The 15,198-nt window shown below is 64.3% G+C and carries 19 protein-coding genes; 6 read left to right on the top strand and 13 right to left on the bottom strand.

Translation table 11 applies throughout. The annotated features are described in order from the left end of the window. Window positions 1–8 precede the first annotated feature (8 nt). From lptB to AC3A43_RS08755, 3 genes are all read right to left on the bottom strand, one after another. Window positions 9–827, bottom strand: coding sequence for an LPS export ABC transporter ATP-binding protein (gene lptB, locus AC3A43_RS08765; protein WP_487792158.1), 819 nt, complete (start codon window positions 825–827; stop codon window positions 9–11). 99 nt (window positions 828–926) lie between these two features. Beyond that, window positions 927–2,321, bottom strand: a complete 1,395-nt coding sequence (gene pgmG / locus AC3A43_RS08760) for a phosphoglucomutase/phosphomannomutase PgmG (RefSeq protein ID WP_487792157.1) — start codon at window positions 2,319–2,321, stop codon at window positions 927–929. A gap of 28 nt (window positions 2,322–2,349) precedes the next feature. Continuing rightward, entirely contained in the window at window positions 2,350–3,171 is an 822-nt protein-coding gene (locus AC3A43_RS08755) for a division plane positioning ATPase MipZ (protein WP_487792156.1), read from the bottom strand. Window positions 3,172–3,258: 87 nt separating this feature from the next. Here AC3A43_RS08755 and panC point away from each other — a divergent pair, with 87 nt between their 5' ends. Together panC and AC3A43_RS08745 are read left to right on the top strand one after the other, a co-directional pair. After that, window positions 3,259–4,098, top strand: a complete 840-nt coding sequence (panC, locus tag AC3A43_RS08750) for a pantoate--beta-alanine ligase (RefSeq protein WP_487792155.1) — start codon at window positions 3,259–3,261, stop codon at window positions 4,096–4,098. Between the two features lie 141 nt (window positions 4,099–4,239). After that, complete coding sequence (locus AC3A43_RS08745) at window positions 4,240–4,554, top strand: hypothetical protein (RefSeq protein WP_487792154.1); 315 nt, start codon at window positions 4,240–4,242, stop codon at window positions 4,552–4,554. Here the strand turns inward: AC3A43_RS08745 and AC3A43_RS08740 are convergent. The 4 genes from AC3A43_RS08740 to AC3A43_RS08725 are packed head-to-tail and all read right to left on the bottom strand — an operon-like array spanning window position 4,551 to window position 7,136. Then, the gene (locus AC3A43_RS08740; protein WP_487792153.1) at window positions 4,551–5,702 is read right to left on the bottom strand and encodes a GNAT family N-acetyltransferase; all 1,152 of its coding nucleotides are present in this window, start codon (window positions 5,700–5,702) and stop codon (window positions 4,551–4,553) included. The genes AC3A43_RS08745 and AC3A43_RS08740 overlap by 4 nt on opposite strands. Window positions 5,703–5,705: 3 nt before the next feature. Then, complete coding sequence (locus AC3A43_RS08735; protein ID WP_487792152.1) at window positions 5,706–6,170, bottom strand: RidA family protein; 465 nt, start codon at window positions 6,168–6,170, stop codon at window positions 5,706–5,708. Between the two features lie 13 nt (window positions 6,171–6,183). Then, a complete protein-coding gene (locus tag AC3A43_RS08730) occupies window positions 6,184–6,825 on the bottom strand; it encodes an HAD family hydrolase (RefSeq protein ID WP_487792151.1) in 642 nt (213 codons plus the stop codon). Further along, window positions 6,822–7,136 (bottom strand): DUF3572 domain-containing protein, encoded by a 315-nt coding sequence (locus AC3A43_RS08725; RefSeq protein ID WP_487792150.1) that lies wholly within the window; start codon window positions 7,134–7,136, stop codon window positions 6,822–6,824. Before AC3A43_RS08725 ends, AC3A43_RS08730 begins: the two co-directional genes overlap by 4 nt. Before the next feature lie 53 nt (window positions 7,137–7,189). On the opposite strand from AC3A43_RS08725, the gene AC3A43_RS08720 reads away from it, so the two are divergent. Next, window positions 7,190–7,552 (top strand): response regulator, encoded by a 363-nt coding sequence (locus AC3A43_RS08720; RefSeq protein WP_487792149.1) that lies wholly within the window; start codon window positions 7,190–7,192, stop codon window positions 7,550–7,552. Window positions 7,553–7,557: 5 nt separating this feature from the next. Here AC3A43_RS08720 and AC3A43_RS08715 read toward each other — a convergent pair whose 3' ends face one another. Next, window positions 7,558–7,683, bottom strand: coding sequence for a hypothetical protein (locus AC3A43_RS08715; RefSeq protein WP_487792148.1), 126 nt, complete (start codon window positions 7,681–7,683; stop codon window positions 7,558–7,560). A gap of 145 nt (window positions 7,684–7,828) precedes the next feature. Between AC3A43_RS08715 and AC3A43_RS08710 the strand changes: the two genes are divergently transcribed. Then, window positions 7,829–8,314, top strand: a complete 486-nt coding sequence (locus tag AC3A43_RS08710) for an Lrp/AsnC family transcriptional regulator (RefSeq protein ID WP_487792147.1) — start codon at window positions 7,829–7,831, stop codon at window positions 8,312–8,314. Between the two features lie 121 nt (window positions 8,315–8,435). Here the strand turns inward: AC3A43_RS08710 and rpmG are convergent, their stop codons facing one another. The 5 genes from rpmG to AC3A43_RS08685 all read right to left on the bottom strand — a co-directional run bounded on the left by rpmG (window position 8,436) and on the right by AC3A43_RS08685 (window position 13,269). Beyond that, on the bottom strand, window positions 8,436–8,603 hold the full coding sequence (gene rpmG / locus AC3A43_RS08705) for a 50S ribosomal protein L33 (protein WP_037515700.1): 168 nt from the start codon (window positions 8,601–8,603) through the stop codon (window positions 8,436–8,438). Window positions 8,604–8,820: 217 nt separating this feature from the next. Continuing rightward, a complete protein-coding gene (locus AC3A43_RS08700; protein ID WP_487792146.1) occupies window positions 8,821–9,558 on the bottom strand; it encodes an energy transducer TonB in 738 nt (245 codons plus the stop codon). 143 nt (window positions 9,559–9,701) lie between these two features. After that, the gene (locus AC3A43_RS08695) at window positions 9,702–11,012 is read right to left on the bottom strand and encodes a glutamate--tRNA ligase (RefSeq protein WP_487792145.1); all 1,311 of its coding nucleotides are present in this window, start codon (window positions 11,010–11,012) and stop codon (window positions 9,702–9,704) included. A 37-nt stretch (window positions 11,013–11,049) separates the two neighbouring features. Next, the gene (locus AC3A43_RS08690; protein WP_487792144.1) at window positions 11,050–12,720 is read right to left on the bottom strand and encodes an NAD+ synthase; all 1,671 of its coding nucleotides are present in this window, start codon (window positions 12,718–12,720) and stop codon (window positions 11,050–11,052) included. Between the two features lie 45 nt (window positions 12,721–12,765). Then, window positions 12,766–13,269 carry a DUF2306 domain-containing protein gene (locus AC3A43_RS08685; protein WP_487792143.1) on the bottom strand — a complete coding sequence of 168 codons (504 nt, stop codon included), beginning with the start codon at window positions 13,267–13,269 and terminating at the stop codon, window positions 12,766–12,768. A 157-nt stretch (window positions 13,270–13,426) separates the two neighbouring features. Between AC3A43_RS08685 and AC3A43_RS08680 the strand changes: the two genes are divergently transcribed. Together AC3A43_RS08680 and AC3A43_RS08675 are read left to right on the top strand one after the other, a co-directional pair. Next, the gene (locus AC3A43_RS08680) at window positions 13,427–14,188 is read left to right on the top strand and encodes a LytTR family DNA-binding domain-containing protein (RefSeq protein ID WP_487792142.1); all 762 of its coding nucleotides are present in this window, start codon (window positions 13,427–13,429) and stop codon (window positions 14,186–14,188) included. Window positions 14,189–14,260: 72 nt separating this feature from the next. After that, complete coding sequence (locus tag AC3A43_RS08675) at window positions 14,261–15,196, top strand: ribose-phosphate pyrophosphokinase (protein WP_037515690.1); 936 nt, start codon at window positions 14,261–14,263, stop codon at window positions 15,194–15,196. Window positions 15,197–15,198: the final 2 nt, after the last annotated feature.

Raw genomic sequence — 15,198 nt, 5'->3', positions numbered from 1 at the left:
TCAGCTCGTCACAAGGAGAAACCCTCGCCGAGGTAGAGGCGGCGCACCTCGGGGTCGGCGACGAGTTCGGCCGGCGAGCCGGCAAGCAACACCTTGCCGTCGTAAATGATGCAGGCGCGGTCGACGAGATCGAGCGTCTCGCGCACATTATGATCGGTGATCAACACGCCGATGCCGCGCGTCTTCAGATCGGCGACGAGGTCGCGAATGTCGCTGATCGACAGGGGGTCGATGCCCGCGAACGGCTCATCGAGCAGCATGATCGAAGGGTTTGCGGCGAGCGCTCGTGCGATTTCGGCGCGGCGCCGTTCGCCGCCCGACAGCGCCATCGCCGCCGAATCGCGCAGCCGCGTCAGCCCGAATTCGTCGAGCAGTTCCTCGAGCCGACGTTCGCGCGAAACCTTGTCGGGCTCGCTGAGTTCGAGCACCGCACTGATATTCTGTTCGACGGTCATGCCGCGAAAGATCGAAGTTTCCTGCGGCAGGTAACCAAGCCCCAGAATCGCCCGGCGATACATCGGCAACGCCGTGATATCGGCGCCGTCGAGCATGATGCGTCCGGCGTCGGGCTTCACCAGCCCCATGATCGAATAGAAGCAGGTAGTCTTGCCCGCGCCATTGGGGCCGAGCAGGCCGACAACCTCGCCCTTGCCCACCGACAGCGACACGTCCGAAAGGACGGTGCGTTTGTCATAGCTTTTTGCGATCGAAATGACCGCAAGGCCGTTGCCGGCCGCCGCCTCTTCGCGGACATGCGCCTTATGCTCGGTGACACCATGGTCGCCGTCGGCGGTCAACGTAGCCGGAGTCGCTTCGTCGTCGGTCATTTCACCATGGCTTCCTGTGCAGACATGTGCGGGCGTTACCCGAGGATCGCCGCCAACGTCAATCTGGCAAGATTTTTGCAGGGTTGAGAGAATGCGAGCTCAGTGGCCAGCCTGCGGCCCGCGTACGATCCCCGACAGGGCGAGCTGTTCATCGATCGCGGCGAGCAGCCGGGTCAGCGCTGACTCGTCCTTCGCCTCGGCGCGCGCGACGAGAACGTCCTGCGTGTTCGAGGCGCGGAGCAGCCACCAGCCGTCGTCGGTTAGCACGCGCGCGCCGTCGGTGCGGTCGACGTTCGCGCCCGATGTCGCGAGCCGATCCAGGACTTCATCCACAATGGCGAATTTGCGCACTTCGTCGACCTGGAAGCGCATCTCGGGCGTGTTGACCATCGGCGCCATCGCGCCGCGCAATTCGGTGATGCTCTGCCCGAGTTTCGTTGCGGCCTCGATCAACCGCACCGCGGCGTAGGGCGCATCGTCATAACCATAATAGCGGTCGGCAAAGAAGATATGCCCGCTCATCTCGCCCGCCAGCGGGCTGCCCGTTTCCTTCATCTTCGCCTTGATCAGGCTGTGGCCGGTCTTCCACATCAATGGCGTTCCCCCGAGCTCGGCAACGCGATCGAACAAAGCCTGGCTCGCCTTCACATCGGCGATGACCGTCGCGCCGGGAATGTCCTCAAGCAGCGCCGCGGCATAGATTTGCAGCAGTTGATCGCCCCAGATTACCCGGCCCTCACCGTCGATCGCGCCGATACGGTCGCCGTCTCCATCGAAAGCGACGCCGAAATCGAGGCTCTTCTCCGCGACCAGCTTGCGCAGATCGGCCAGATTCTTCTCTTCGGTGGGATCGGGATGGTGGTTCGGAAAATGGCCGTCGATGTCGGTAAACAACAGATGATGCTCGCCCGGCAGGCGCGCCGTCAATTTCTCGATGACGGTGCCCGCGGCGCCGTTGCCGGCGTCCCATCCGACGCGGAAAGCCTGGCCCGCGAACCCCTCGACCAGCCGGTCGACATAGGCATCGATGATATCGATGCTCTGCGACGTGCCTTCGCCTCCAATATCGACGGACTCCCAGTCGCCCGCAGCGGCCATTTCGCCGATTGCCAAGATATCGGCGCCATAGAAGGGGCGCCCCTGCATCACAAATTTGAAACCATTATAGTCGGGGGGATTGTGGCTGCCGGTTATCTGTATGCCGCCCTCCACATCCTCGGTTGACGCCGCATAATAGAGCATCGGCGTCGGACCGAGCCCGACATTGAGCGCATCGATGCCCGCGGCATTGACACCTTTGATCAACGCATCGGCGAGCATCGGCGACGACAGCCGACCATCGTAACCAACCGCAACGCGCTTGCCCCCCGCACGCCGGACCAGCGTCGCAAAGCTGCGCCCGATGGCGTAGGCGTCGGCGTCCGAGAGCGTTTCGCCGACGACGCCGCGAATGTCATATTCGCGCAGCATCGTGGAGTGGAAGATATGGGTCATCGTCGGTCCTTTTGGGAGGGGAGGCGCGTCAGGCGGCGGCGAACAGGTCGCCGTCGGGATGGAAGCGCTCGCGTGCCGGAAGGTTCAGCCCCCCCATCGCTTCGCGCAGTTCCTGCCGCGCGACGACGTGGCCGATCCCCATGCCGCCCAAATGCGCCTTGTCGAGCAACGTCAGCCCCGCGGGGAAAAGCTCGCGATAGATGACGCGTTCGCCAAGCCCCGGAATGACGCGGAAACCGACACGGCGCGACAGCTGGTTCAGCGCCTCGCCGACGCGGCGCATATTATGCGCATCGACATGCTGGAGCCTGTTGCGCAGAATGATCCAGTCGATCGTCCGCCCGTCGGTCTTCGCCCGCGTCTTGCGCGTGTCCCAGATGAGTTCGGAATAAAAGCTCGGCCGCACGACCTGGAAGGTTTCGGGATCGACCTGGCCGATCAGGTCGAAATCGATGAAGCTGTCGTTGATCGGGGTGACAAGCGTATCGGCGCTCGTTGCCAGATGGCGCGCGAAGACATCGTCGCGGCCCGGCGTGTCGGCGATGATATAATCGGCGTTCTCGCTCAATCGATCGACCTGTGCGTCAAGTTCTTCGATCGTGGAGCCCTCGAACACTTCGAAACATGGCGTCGGCAGCACAATGTCGCGGCGCTTTGCGGTCTGTTCGCGATTTTCGAGATAGCGGTGAAAGGTCCGCTGGCGGGGATCGAGGTCGATCCCCGCAACGCGCCAGCCCTGACTCGCCAAGGCGACCGCGAAATGCACAGCGCAGGTGGATTTACCGGTCCCGCCCTTTTCGTTGGCAAAGATGATGCGGTGCGGTGCGGGCTTCGTCGCTAAGGTCGTCATGGGGCGTTGCGATTTTCCTGTTTGCGCGGCATGGGCGGCCGACGCGCGAAATGATATAGTCGCGCCAATATCGGAGGGCGACCGGGCGTGCAAATCATCCGTGACATCGCAATGCTGCACCGTGCCGTTACGGCACTAAAGCAGGGGGGCAAGAGCGTCGCGCTCGTGCCGACGATGGGCGCGTTGCACGACGGGCATCTGTCGCTCGTGCGCATGGCGAAGCGCGTTGCCGACCATGCCGTCGTCTCGATTTTCGTTAATCCGACCCAGTTCGGACCCAATGAGGATTTCGCCGCCTATCCGCGTGACGAAGCGCGCGACGCCGCATTGCTGGCGGGCGAAGGCACGGCGTTGCTGTGGGCGCCCGACGTAGCGACCGTCTATCCGCCCGGCCACAGCACGCATATCGAAGTCGCCGAACTCGGCGCCGATTATTGCGGCGCCGCGCGCCCCGGTCATTTCGACGGGGTCGCGACCGTCGTCGCCAAATTGTTCAATCAGGTGCGGCCCGATGTGGCCATCTTCGGCGAAAAAGACTGGCAACAGCTCGCGATCATCCGCCGCATGGCGCGCGACCTCGACTTTGCGGTCGACATATTGGGTGCGCCCATCGCACGCGACACCGACGGCCTCGCGCTGTCGTCGCGCAACGCCTATCTCTCGCCCGAACAGCGCGCCGCCGCGACCGCCTTTCCCGACGCGTTGAAGATGGCGGCGACAGCGATCGCGGGCGGCGACGATGTCGCCGAAACGCTCGCCAAGGCGGAGGCCGCGATCGTTGCGGGCGGGTTCGATAGCGTCGATTATGTCGCGCTGGCCGATGCCGACGGCCTTGAAAGACTGGTCGCTTTTCGCAAACCCGCGCGCCTGTTGGCGGCGGCACGGATCGGTAAAACCCGGCTGATCGACAATTTGGCGATTGGCTGATTAATCGCATAACCCACGGATTCTCGAGCTTTTCGGGGCCTATCCACAAGAAAATCGAATCGTCGTTAACGCTTTGTTGACCATAAGCCGCAAGGTTGGGGGCCGAGGTCTCCATGTGGGGTGGAGGCATAGGGGGTTATCATGGCCAACAGTCTGAAGTCTGCCCAATATCTGATCGAGAGCCGTCTGCTCGACGCCGCACGCGGCGACGCGGGTGCCTATTTCGATCTGGGCATTGCCTTTTCCACCGGCACTGGCGGGGTCGATGTCGACCTGATCCAGGCGCATAAATGGTTCAACCTTGCCGCACTCGGCGGCAATGTAGAAGGCCAGCAGTGCCGCGCCGACTTGTCCGACGAAATGAGCCGCGACGAAATCGCCGAAGCGCAGCGTCAGGCCCGTGCCTGGCTCGACGAGACGGCCCGCCGTCCCGCCGCCCGCCGCTTCGCGGCCTAATCCTTCCGCTTGAAGGGCGTATGCCCTTCCAGCCAGTCCATCTCGGCCTCTTCGGCGCGGCGTTCCTGTTCGAGGTAATCCGCGACCGCGCGGCGAAATCCCGGATCGGCAATGAAATGCGCCGACCAGGTGGCGACAGGGCCATAGCCGCGTGCAAGCTTGTGCCCGCCCTGCGCGCCCGCCTCGACACGGGCCAGTCCGCATTCGATCGCAATGTCGATCGCGCGGTAATAGCATAGTTCGAAATGCAGATAGGGGATGTCGATCTGGCAGCCCCAGTAACGGCCGTATAAAGTGTCGGCGCCGAGAAAATGCAGCGCCCCCGCGACCGGCCGCTCATCGCCGTCGTATGCGATCAGCAGGATGATCTGCTCCGCCATCCGCGCGCCCATCAGGTCGAACGCTTCGCGCGTCAGATAGGGCTGCCCCCATTTGCGCGCGCCGGTATCCTGATAGAAAAGCCACATCGCGTCCCAATGTTCAGGGCGGATCGCATCGCCCGTCAGTTCCTCGATGCGCAAACCTTCGGCCGCGCGCGCGCGCTCCTTGCGCAGTTGCTTGCGCTTTGCCGAGGTTAGCGTGGCAAGGAAATCGTCGAAGCTGCGATAGCCAGTGTTCGCGAAATGAAACTGGATGTCGCGGCGGACGAGCCAGCCCGCCTCCTCGAACAACGGCATCTGTTCGGGCGCCACGAACGTGGCATGCGCCGAGGATAGCCCATTCTGTCGTACAACCGTCTCGGCCGCACGGATCAGCAGCAATGCGGCCTCTTTGTCCTGCGCCAGCAGGCGCGGTCCCGGTACCGGCGTAAAGGGCGCTGCGATCTGCAGCTTCGGATAATAATCGCCGCCCGCGCGCGCCCAAGCGTCGGCCCACGCATGGTCGAAGACATATTCGCCCTGGCTGTGCGACTTGAGATAGGCCGGCGCGGCCGCGACCAGGGTGCCAGCCGCATCCTCGACCAGCAGCGGCGTCGCCTGCCAGCCGGTGCCGGGCCCGACGCTGCCCGATTCCTCGAGCAGCGACAGGAAAGCGTGATCGACAAAGGGGTTGCCGCCATCATGCAGCGCGTCCCACGCCGCGGCATCGATCGCCGCGACGCCGGTGCCCAGCGATATCGTCCGCGCCGGTGGATCGGCCTCGGCCATGATTTATGCCGGGCGCACCGCAACGATCGCGTCGGCTTCGACGGCAGCGCCGAGCGGCAGCACCGCAACGCCGACAGCAGCGCGCGCATGGCGACCTGCATCGCCGAACAGCGTTTCGAACAGGTCCGATGCGCCATTCGCGACCTTTGCCTGATCGGTGAAATCGGGCGAGCTGTTGACGAACACGCCCAGCTTTACGATCCGCTCGACGCGCGACCAGTCGCCATCCAGCGCCTGCCCGATCTGGGCGACGAGCATCAGCGCGACGCGCTGTGCGGCATCCTGACCGCCCGCCACATCGACGTCGTCGCCGAGACGACCGGTCACAACCTGCCCGTCGCGGAACGGCAGCTGACCACTGACGTAAAGCAGGCCGCCATGCTCGACGGCCGGCACATAGGCCGCGACCGGCGCGGCGGGCTTGGGGAGTTCGAGGCCGAGTTCGGCGAGTTTTGCGGTGATATCCATGATGAAGTCCTTGTTACGCCGTTTGGGGGGCGGGGGCGGGGATGTTTTCGGCAAGGCGCGCCAATATCCAGTCGCGCGCCGTCGTCCAGTCGTCGATTCGTGCATGCGCATGTTTCGATGGCGCGATCTTGTCGGCGATCGCGGGTTCGCCGACGAGGTGGAGCCGCCACACATCGGGCGCTTCCTGCGCGACCGAATGATGATGCCCCGCAAGATCGTCGATGAACACAGCGACCGACGGCTGATATTCCTCGATCAGGCGGCGCACCGGCTCGCCCTTGCCGCCGCGGCTGCCGATCACCGGCGCGTGGAAGTCGTGGAGCGCAAGCTGTTCGATCCGTGCCTGCTGATGTTCGGGCCCGACATTGGTGAGCACGACGATATCGGCCTCTGCGCCGATCGCCGCCATCGCGGCGAGCGCACCGGCAATCGGGTATTGCCGCGTCATTTCCTTGCGGAAAAACCCGTCGAGCAGCGGCCAGACCTCGGCCGCCTCCAGCGGCGTCCCGCATTCCTTGCGTTTCAGCGCGTTCGCGAAGCTCGCGTCCTCGATGCGGAATATCACGCCATGTTCGGCGTCGACCCATTCGGCAAAGGGCACGACCATGTGCATCAGCACCTCGTCGCAGTCGGTGATGACGAGGGGGCGGTTCATGCGATCGTTCCTTCGGATTGCTGGCCTTCGAGCCGCTGCGCCGCCGCGGCGATGCTGGCGGGTGACACCTGCAACGCATCCGCGCAGGCCACAAGATCGTTTTCGTGCGCGGTCAGGAAGGAAAGGATCGCCGCGAGCGTCGCCTGCTCGCCGAGCGAAGCGCGCAGTTCGTCGGGCGCCAGTCCGGTCAAGCCAAGCAGCCGTTCGGCGCGCGGTTCGTCGCTCAAAATCCAGCCGAGCGCCTGAAGCGCCAGCGCGGCATCGCCATCGTGCAAGTCGTGATTCCCTTCTTCGCGATGCAATTGTGTCATCCGGCCGATTCGCCTAAACGGACCGCGGACGCAAGGTGGGGAACACAAGTAATATGGGCAAGACCATCCTGGTCGTAGAAGATAATGAGCTCAACTTGCGCCTGTTTTGCGACCTGCTCAACGCCCATGGCTATAGCGCGCACCCGGTGCGCGACGGGCGCGACGCACTGGCGAAGGCGCGCGAAGTGTCGCCCGACCTGATCATTATGGATATCCAGCTGCCGCACGTCAGCGGGCTCGAACTGATCGGCCATATGAAGGCCGACCTGACGCTGCGCTCCGTCCCGATCATGGCGGTGACCGCCTATGCGGGAAAGGGCGACGAGGAACAGATCCGCGCCGCCGGTGCCGAGGCCTATGTGTCGAAACCGATTTCGGTGATCAAATTTATCGAAAGTGTCGGGGCGTTTGCCTGACGAAATCAGCCGCGCGAATCCCCCTTTTCGTTCCATGGCGCGGCATAATGAATGGCAACCGCGGCGGCTGACGCCTCGATCACGATATTCCACCAGCGGCTGATCGCGTTCGTTTCGCGGTATTGGGTCATGTCTCGTCTCCTTCGATGGGCCACCGCGGGAGGGGAGCGGGCCTGACCGGCCCCGGCGGCCACGTCTCTTTTACGTCGCACGCCATGGCTATTGGCGCTAAAATTGACCGCTAAAGCGACCAAATTTTGCGTTTCAGGATCTAGCATGCGAAAAAATATCGAACTCGACGATTTCGACCGGCGGCTGCTGGAACTGGTTCGCGAAAACAACCTCGAACCCGCCCGCATTCTGGCTGAGAAGGTCGGGCTTTCTTTGTCGGCCGTGCTCCGCCGCTTGCGTCGGCTGCGCGATGACCGGGTGATCATTGCCGATATCGCCGTCGTCAATCCGGCACTCACCGGATCGGCGCTCACCATGCATGTGCTGGTCCAGATGCAGCAGGCGGGCCCGCAGACGATGGATGGCTTTGCGCGTCAGATCGCACGCCACCCCGAAATCACCGGCGCGTGGGACGTAACCGGCGACGATGATTTTCTGCTGAAGGTGCAAGTCGGTTCGATGGAGGAATATGATGCCTTCACGCGGCGCGCGCTGAGCGAAGACAAAGGCGTCCATTCCTTCAAGACGCTGATCACGATCCGGAACATCATCGAGAATGATATCGCGCGACGCCCGCTGCGCGACTTTTGATACGCCAGCGCCGAACGGCGCGCACGAAAAAGGGCGGCGCAACCGGCCGCCCTTTGGATCTCCGCCTGCGCGGCGATGACGCATTCATACCCCACGCGCCTTCAGCGCATGGGGAAATGCATCACTTGATCTTGGCTTCCTTGAACTCGACGTGCTTGCGAACACGCGGGTCATATTTCCGCACCGACATTTTTTCGGTCATCGTGCGCGGGTTCTTTTTCGTCACATAGAAAAAGCCCGTGTCAGCGGTGCTCACCAGCTTGATCTTGACGGTCGTCGGCTTGGCCATGGCCCTGTTCCTCGAATAAACTGCACATCCGCCGGAGGTCCGACCGATGCGGCGGGACTAGGGGCCCCGACGTTGGTGTGAAAAACATAAAGGGCCGCGCACGAGGCGCCGCCCCCAATATCCGCGCGCCTCTGACCGGATTCGGCGCTTCTGTCAAGCAAAAGGAAAGGGCGGACGGCACAAAACCGCCCGCCCGGGAGGGGTTGGATTTCGCCCCCTAGGCGTTCTTGATCTCGAAACGGACCGTCATCACCTTCCAGCTTTCCTCGGGCACGCCGCCGCGTGTCGCGGGCTTGAAGCGCCATTTGGCAAGGGCGCGGCGCTTCGTTTCCTCAAAGAAACCCTGGCTGTCGGTACTGACGAGTTCGACCGCCTTCACGCGCCCGTCTATACCGATCAGCACGCGAACCTTCGCCGCTCCTTCGATCCCGCCGCGCTGCTCGCGCGCGGGATAATCGGGTTGAAAGGCACCGGCAAAGCGCGGGTCGAGGTCAGCCAGCACTAATTTCGGCGGCGCTGGCGGGTCGGCGGGTGGGACGTAAATGTCACCCGGCACGGGAATGACGGGGCCCAGCACCTTCGGTCCGCTTTCGACAACATTGTCGGTCAAGTCCGTCTTCACGAGCGAATCAACCGTTTCGGTGGTCGAAGCCGACTCGGGTGTGGCCTTCTTTTCGGTCTTTGTTTCCGGTGGCGGCGGATCGACCGGCTTGTAGAGCTCGATCAGTTTGCCGCGGATCGGTTCGGATACCGGTTCCGTCACGATAATCATCGGCGACAATGCAACCGCAACGACCAGCGCGGCGGGCAAGCCCACCGCGAAGAGCGCCGCGACCGGGTGGCGACCGGCGTCGCTGCCATAGCTGTTGCGGGGTAAAGGTACCGCAGGTCCAGCCGGCGCGGTCGTCGCCTCCTGCGCGGTCATGATGGCCGAAATCAGGGGTATCAGGGTCATGGCATCTCTCCTTGCCTCAATGACCCGACCCCGCGGTGTTTTGACCATCGCTGTCGGCCAAGTCAGAATGACGTGATATTATATCATCACGTCGCTTGTCAAGCACATCGATAGGCAAGTATCGAAAGAACGCGGCGGACCGGCTAAGCGGCGGAAAGCCGCGCGACCGCCTGATCCTTGTCGATCAGCGGCAACAGCTCGGCCATGTCGGGGCCATGGTCGCGCGCCGTCAGCGCGCGACGTAGCGGCAGGAACAGCCCGCGGCCCTTCGCGCCGGTCGCCGCCTTCACCGCGCCGGTGAGCGCGTGCCAGGGGTCGCCGCGCCAGTCGATGCCAGGCGCGGCCGCCGCCGCGGCGGCGAGCACCGCGCGGTCGGCTTCGTCTGCCAGCGGCGGCGAAAAGGGCCCGTCGAACACCGCCACCCAGTCGGCCGCCTCGGCCACCGTCAGCAGGTTCGGACGAATCGCGTTCCAGCGGGCCTCGGTGATCGCGGCGGGCAGGCGCGCGCAAATCGCCGCATGGTCGGTGTGGTGCAATATCTTCTGATTGATCAGCGCCAGCTCGCCCTCGTCAAAGCGCGCGGGCGCGCGGCCGAAGCGCGCGAAGTCGATGCTCTCGATCAGCGGGGCCAGCGCGGTCACCGGCTCGACCGGGTCGCTCGTCCCGAGCCGCGCGAGCAAGGCGGCGAGCGCGATCGGTTCGATCCCGGCCTCGCGCAGGCTGGCCATGCCGAGCGAGCCCAGGCGCTTCGACAATTTGCCTTCGGTCCCGACGAGCAAAGCCTCGTGCGCAAAGGCAGGTGGCCCGGCGCCGAGCGCATCGAACATCTGGATCTGCGACGCGGTGTTCGACACATGATCCTCGCCGCGCACGACATGCGTGATTCGCATCGCGATATCGTCGATCACGCTCGGCAACAGATAGAGCCAGCTGCCGTCGGCGCGGCGCACCACCGGGTCAGACATGGTCTTGGGTTCGAAATGCTGCGGCCCGCGGACCATGTCGGTCCACTCGATCGCCGCGTCATGGTCGAGGCGGAAGCGCCAGTGCGGCGCAACGCCTTCGGGGACGGGCGAATCGGCAGGCTTGCGCTCATAAACCGGCGGCAATCCGCGCGAGAGCAAGATCTTGCGCCGGATATCAAGCTCTTCGGGAGTCTCGTAACAAGCATAGACGCGCCCCGCCGCCTTCAGTTTCTCGAACTCGGCCTCGTAGAACGCAAAGCGCGCCGACTGCCGCTCCTCGCCATCGATGTCGAACCCGAGCCAGGCGAGGTCGGCGCGAATCGCATCGACATACTCCTCTTTCGACCGCTCGAGGTCGGTATCGTCGATCCGCAGCAGGAAGCGACCGCCATGCTTGCGCGCCCACAGCCAATTGTGGAGCGCGGCGCGGACATTGCCGACATGCAGGGTGCCGGTCGGCGATGGGGCGAAGCGGGTCACGACAGTCATAGCGCGCGCCTATAGCCTGTTTCGCGTGCCACGCGAGTCAGGCGGTACGAAAACCATGGGTAATCGGATAACGCCGGTCGCGCCCGAAGTTGCGCGTCGACAGCTTGACCCCCGGCGGTGCCTGACGGCGCTTATATTCTGCGAGCATCAGCAGCCTCTCGATCCGCACGACCGAATCGCGGTCGAAGCCGTAGCGCGCGACGACATCGTCGACGCTCGCTTCCTCCTCGACGAGCATGTGCAGCATGCGGTCGAGGTCCATGTACGGCGGCAGGCTGTCCTCGTCCTTCTGGTCAGGGCGCAGTTCGGCGCTCGGCGGCTTGGTGATGATCGTGGCCGGCATCACCGGGGTCACCGCGTTGCGCGACAGGCGCGGGACATTCTCGTTGCGCCACTTCGCGACCGCGAACACCGTCATCTTGTACGCGTCCTTCAGCGGGTTATAGCCGCCTGCCATGTCGCCATAGATCGTCGCATAGCCGACGCTCATCTCGCTCTTGTTGCCCGTGGTCAGCAGCATCGGGCCGAATTTGTTGCTGAGCGCCATCAGCGTCACGCCGCGGATACGCGACTGGACATTCTCTTCGGTGATATCAACGTGCTTGTCGGCGAAGCTGCCCGCGAGCATCGCGTCGAACGCCTCTACCGCGGGGACGATCGAAATCGTATCGAGCCTGCACCCGATCATCGTGGCGCAGCCCGCGGCATCGTCGAGGCTCGACTGGCTGGTGAAGCGGCTCGGCATCATCACGCACCAGACTTTGTCAGCCCCCAATGCGTCGGCGGCGATTGCGGCGCAGATCGCCGAATCGATACCTCCCGACAGGCCGAGCACGACGCCGGGAAAGCCGTTGCGTTCGACATAGTCGCGCAACGACAGGATCATCGCGCTATAGATATCGGCAGGGCGCGCCTCCCATTCGGCGATCGCGCCCGTATCGCAGACCCAGCGGCCGTCGCCACCTTTCGTCCAGCGCGTGACGCGCTCTTCCTCTTCCCAGTCGACCAGCCGGTGCGCCGTCGTCCCGTCGCCATTCAACACAAACGAACAGCCGTCGAAAACGATTTCATCCTGTCCGCCGACGCGGTTGAGAAAGATGAGCGGCAGCTTCGTCTCGGCAACGCGGCCTGCGAACACCTGAGCGAGGCGGCGATCGTCCTTGTCGATCTCATAGGGGCTGCCATTGACCGAGATCAGCAGTTCGGCACCCTCCCCGACCAGATGCCGGCAGACCTTCGGCAGCCAGCCGTCCTCGCAGATCGGCAGGCCGAGCCGGATCCCGCGCCATTCAACAACATCGGGCAACGGGCCGGGGACGAAGACACGCTTCTCGTCGAAAGTGCCATAATTGGGGAGCTCGTGCTTCCGTCGCGTCGCGACGATCTGGCCGCCGTCGAGCAGTGCGACGATATTATAGAGGCTCTCGCCCTCCCACTCGACCGAGCCAACCAGCATCGCCGGGCCGCCGTCGGCGGTGTCCGCAGCCAGATCGGCGAGCAGCCTCGCGGCGCGCTCGGCCAGCGCAGGCTTGAGCACCAGATCCTCGGGCGGGTATCCGATCAGCTGCAGCTCGGGATAGAGGACCAGATCGGCATCGGGATGCCGCGCCCGAACGCTCCGCATCGCAGCGACATTGGCGGCGAGGTCGCCGACGACCTGCGTCATCTGGGCCAGGACGATGGTGAGCGTATCGGCGGCGTGGGTCATGCCGCCGAGCCTTACCCCCGGCGGCTGCGATTGCAATGTCCGAGCTTATCCGAAAAACAGCGTCGACAGATAGCGTCCCGGGATCATCGTGAACCCCCCGGCGATGAACAGGCCGGCATAGACCCCCACCATTGCGCGGCGATGGGCTTCGATGTTGCCGCGCCGGGCATTCCATATGCTGACGGGGATCGAATAGAGCGTCAGGATAGAGAAGATATGGATCGGCCCGATCCCGCCGGTCAGGCTGCGCAGCCAGAAGCTGTCGATCGCCGTCACCACCATCATCAATGCCCAGATGCGTCCGGCCGCCTTGTGCCCCCGCGTCCCCTTCGGACCCCAAAGCACCCACGCGCCCAGCGGCACGGCGGGAACGACGGTCGCAAGATGAATCCAGAGGGCCCATGGCGGGGTATGATAATCATTGCCTTCCCCGCGCATGACATAGCCGAGCACAATCATGGCGGAGAGGCCGACGAGGATCAGGAGCGCGCGGCGGAGGAGCGGCGCAGGGCCGCCGGGACGGGGGGACAAGAGCATCGCGGTAGGCATGAACGTAAATCCTTGGCCGGTTTTCATGGTCGATGGACCAGGACTGCCGCCCCGCCGTTGACGGGCAAGCGCAGCTTCGCCAGCGCGGTGAAAACTTCGCGAAACCGCCACCGATGCCAATTGACGAAGCGCGAAGCGGCGGCCAGACACTTCGCCCATGGCACGCCAGATTGTGGTCGAACTTTTTCTGATGGTGCTGGCAGGTATCCTGCTGGCACTGATCGGCCCCTTTGGCAGCTACGAGCTGCCGCTCACCCAGCGGCTGGTCCTGTGGCCGCTGATGCTCTTGTCGGGCTATCCGGTTTTCCGCGGGTTGGGGATCGTGTCGCGCTGGCTTGGCGAAGTGACGCATATCCCGCAAGTGATCGCCGTTCCGCTGGCGCTCGCGGTCGGGGCGCTGCCGGTGACGCTGCTCGTCGCGCTGCTGTGGTTCCGCGTTCCAGCCGGCGCCGTGCTGCGAGCGCCGGGGCTTGGGCCGCTTTATCTGCAGGTGCTTATCGTCGGACTGATCGTCCATGTCGTCATGCACCTGTTGTTTCGGCCCGTCGCCGGGCATGGCGAGCGACCTCCCGCAACGCCGCTACGCGCCGAGCCGCCCGCTGCCGCAACCGCTCCGGAACCGGCGCTGCCGCTCCCGCCCGGCTTCGGCCCCATCCGCGCACTGAAGGGTGAAGACCATTATGTCCGCGTCATTGCCGACGGGCGCGAGGAGCTGATCCTGATGCGGATGCGCGATGCAATCGACCGGATCGGCAACGCCCAAGGCCTGCGTGTCCATCGCAGCTGGTGGGTGGCGCGGGACGCTGTCGCGTCGGTGCGCCGCGAGGGGCGCACCGCCGTCATTATCCTGACCGGCGGGCATGAAGTGCCCGTCGCGCGCGACATGATGCCGCAATTGCGCACGGCCGGATGGCTTTAACCCCTTCCCCTTACCGTCCCCGCTGGCTAAGGGGCGCGCAATCCTATCCGCCGCGAAAGGGCCGCGCACCCCATGAAACTGATCTCCGGCAACAGCAATCTTCCCCTCGCCCGCGCGATTGCGGACTATCTGGAACTGCCGCTGACCGACACCAGCGTGCGCCGCTTCGCCGACGAAGAAGTCTTCGTCGAAATCCATGAAAATGTCCGCGGCCAGGATGTCTTCGTCGTTCAGCCGACGAACTTTCCCGCCAACGACAATCTGATGGAATTGCTGATCATCAACGACGCGCTTCGCCGCGCCTCGGCGAAGCGCATCACGGCGGTCGTCCCCTATTTCGGCTATGCCCGTCAGGACCGGAAGCCCGGCCCGCGCACCCCGATCTCGGCAAAGCTCGTTGCGAACCTGATCACCACCTCGGGCGCCGACCGCGTGCTCGCGATCGACCTGCACGCCGGGCAGATCCAGGGCTTTTTCGATATCCCGACCGACAATCTCTATGCCGCGCCCGTGATGAGTGCCGATATCCAGGCGCGCTTTGCGGGTAAGAATCTGATGGTCGTGTCGCCCGACGTCGGCGGCGTAGTCCGCGCCCGCGCGCTTGCCAAACGGCTCGACAACGCCCCGCTCGCGATCGTCGACAAGCGCCGTGAGCGCGCCGGCGAATCGGAAGTGATGAACATCATCGGCGATGTGAAGGGCCGCTTCTGCATCCTGATCGACGATATCGTCGATTCGGCGGGCACACTGTGCAACGCCGCCGCCGCGCTGAAGGCCGCGGGCGCCGAAGGCGTCGTCGCTTATTGCACCCACGGCGTGCTGTCGGGCGGCGCGGTCGCGCGCGTCGATGCGAGCGAGCTGACCGAGCTGGTCATCACCGATTCGATTCAGCCGACCGATGCCGTCAACGACAGCAGCAAAGTCCGCGCGCTGACCGTCGCGCCGCTGCTCGGCGAAGCGATCAAGCGCATCGCCGACGAATCGAGCGTCTCCTCGCTTTTCGACTGATC

The organism is Sphingopyxis sp. Soil_C_28 (assembly GCF_057657055.1).
This window is presented reverse-complemented; position numbering and strand designations above follow the sequence as displayed.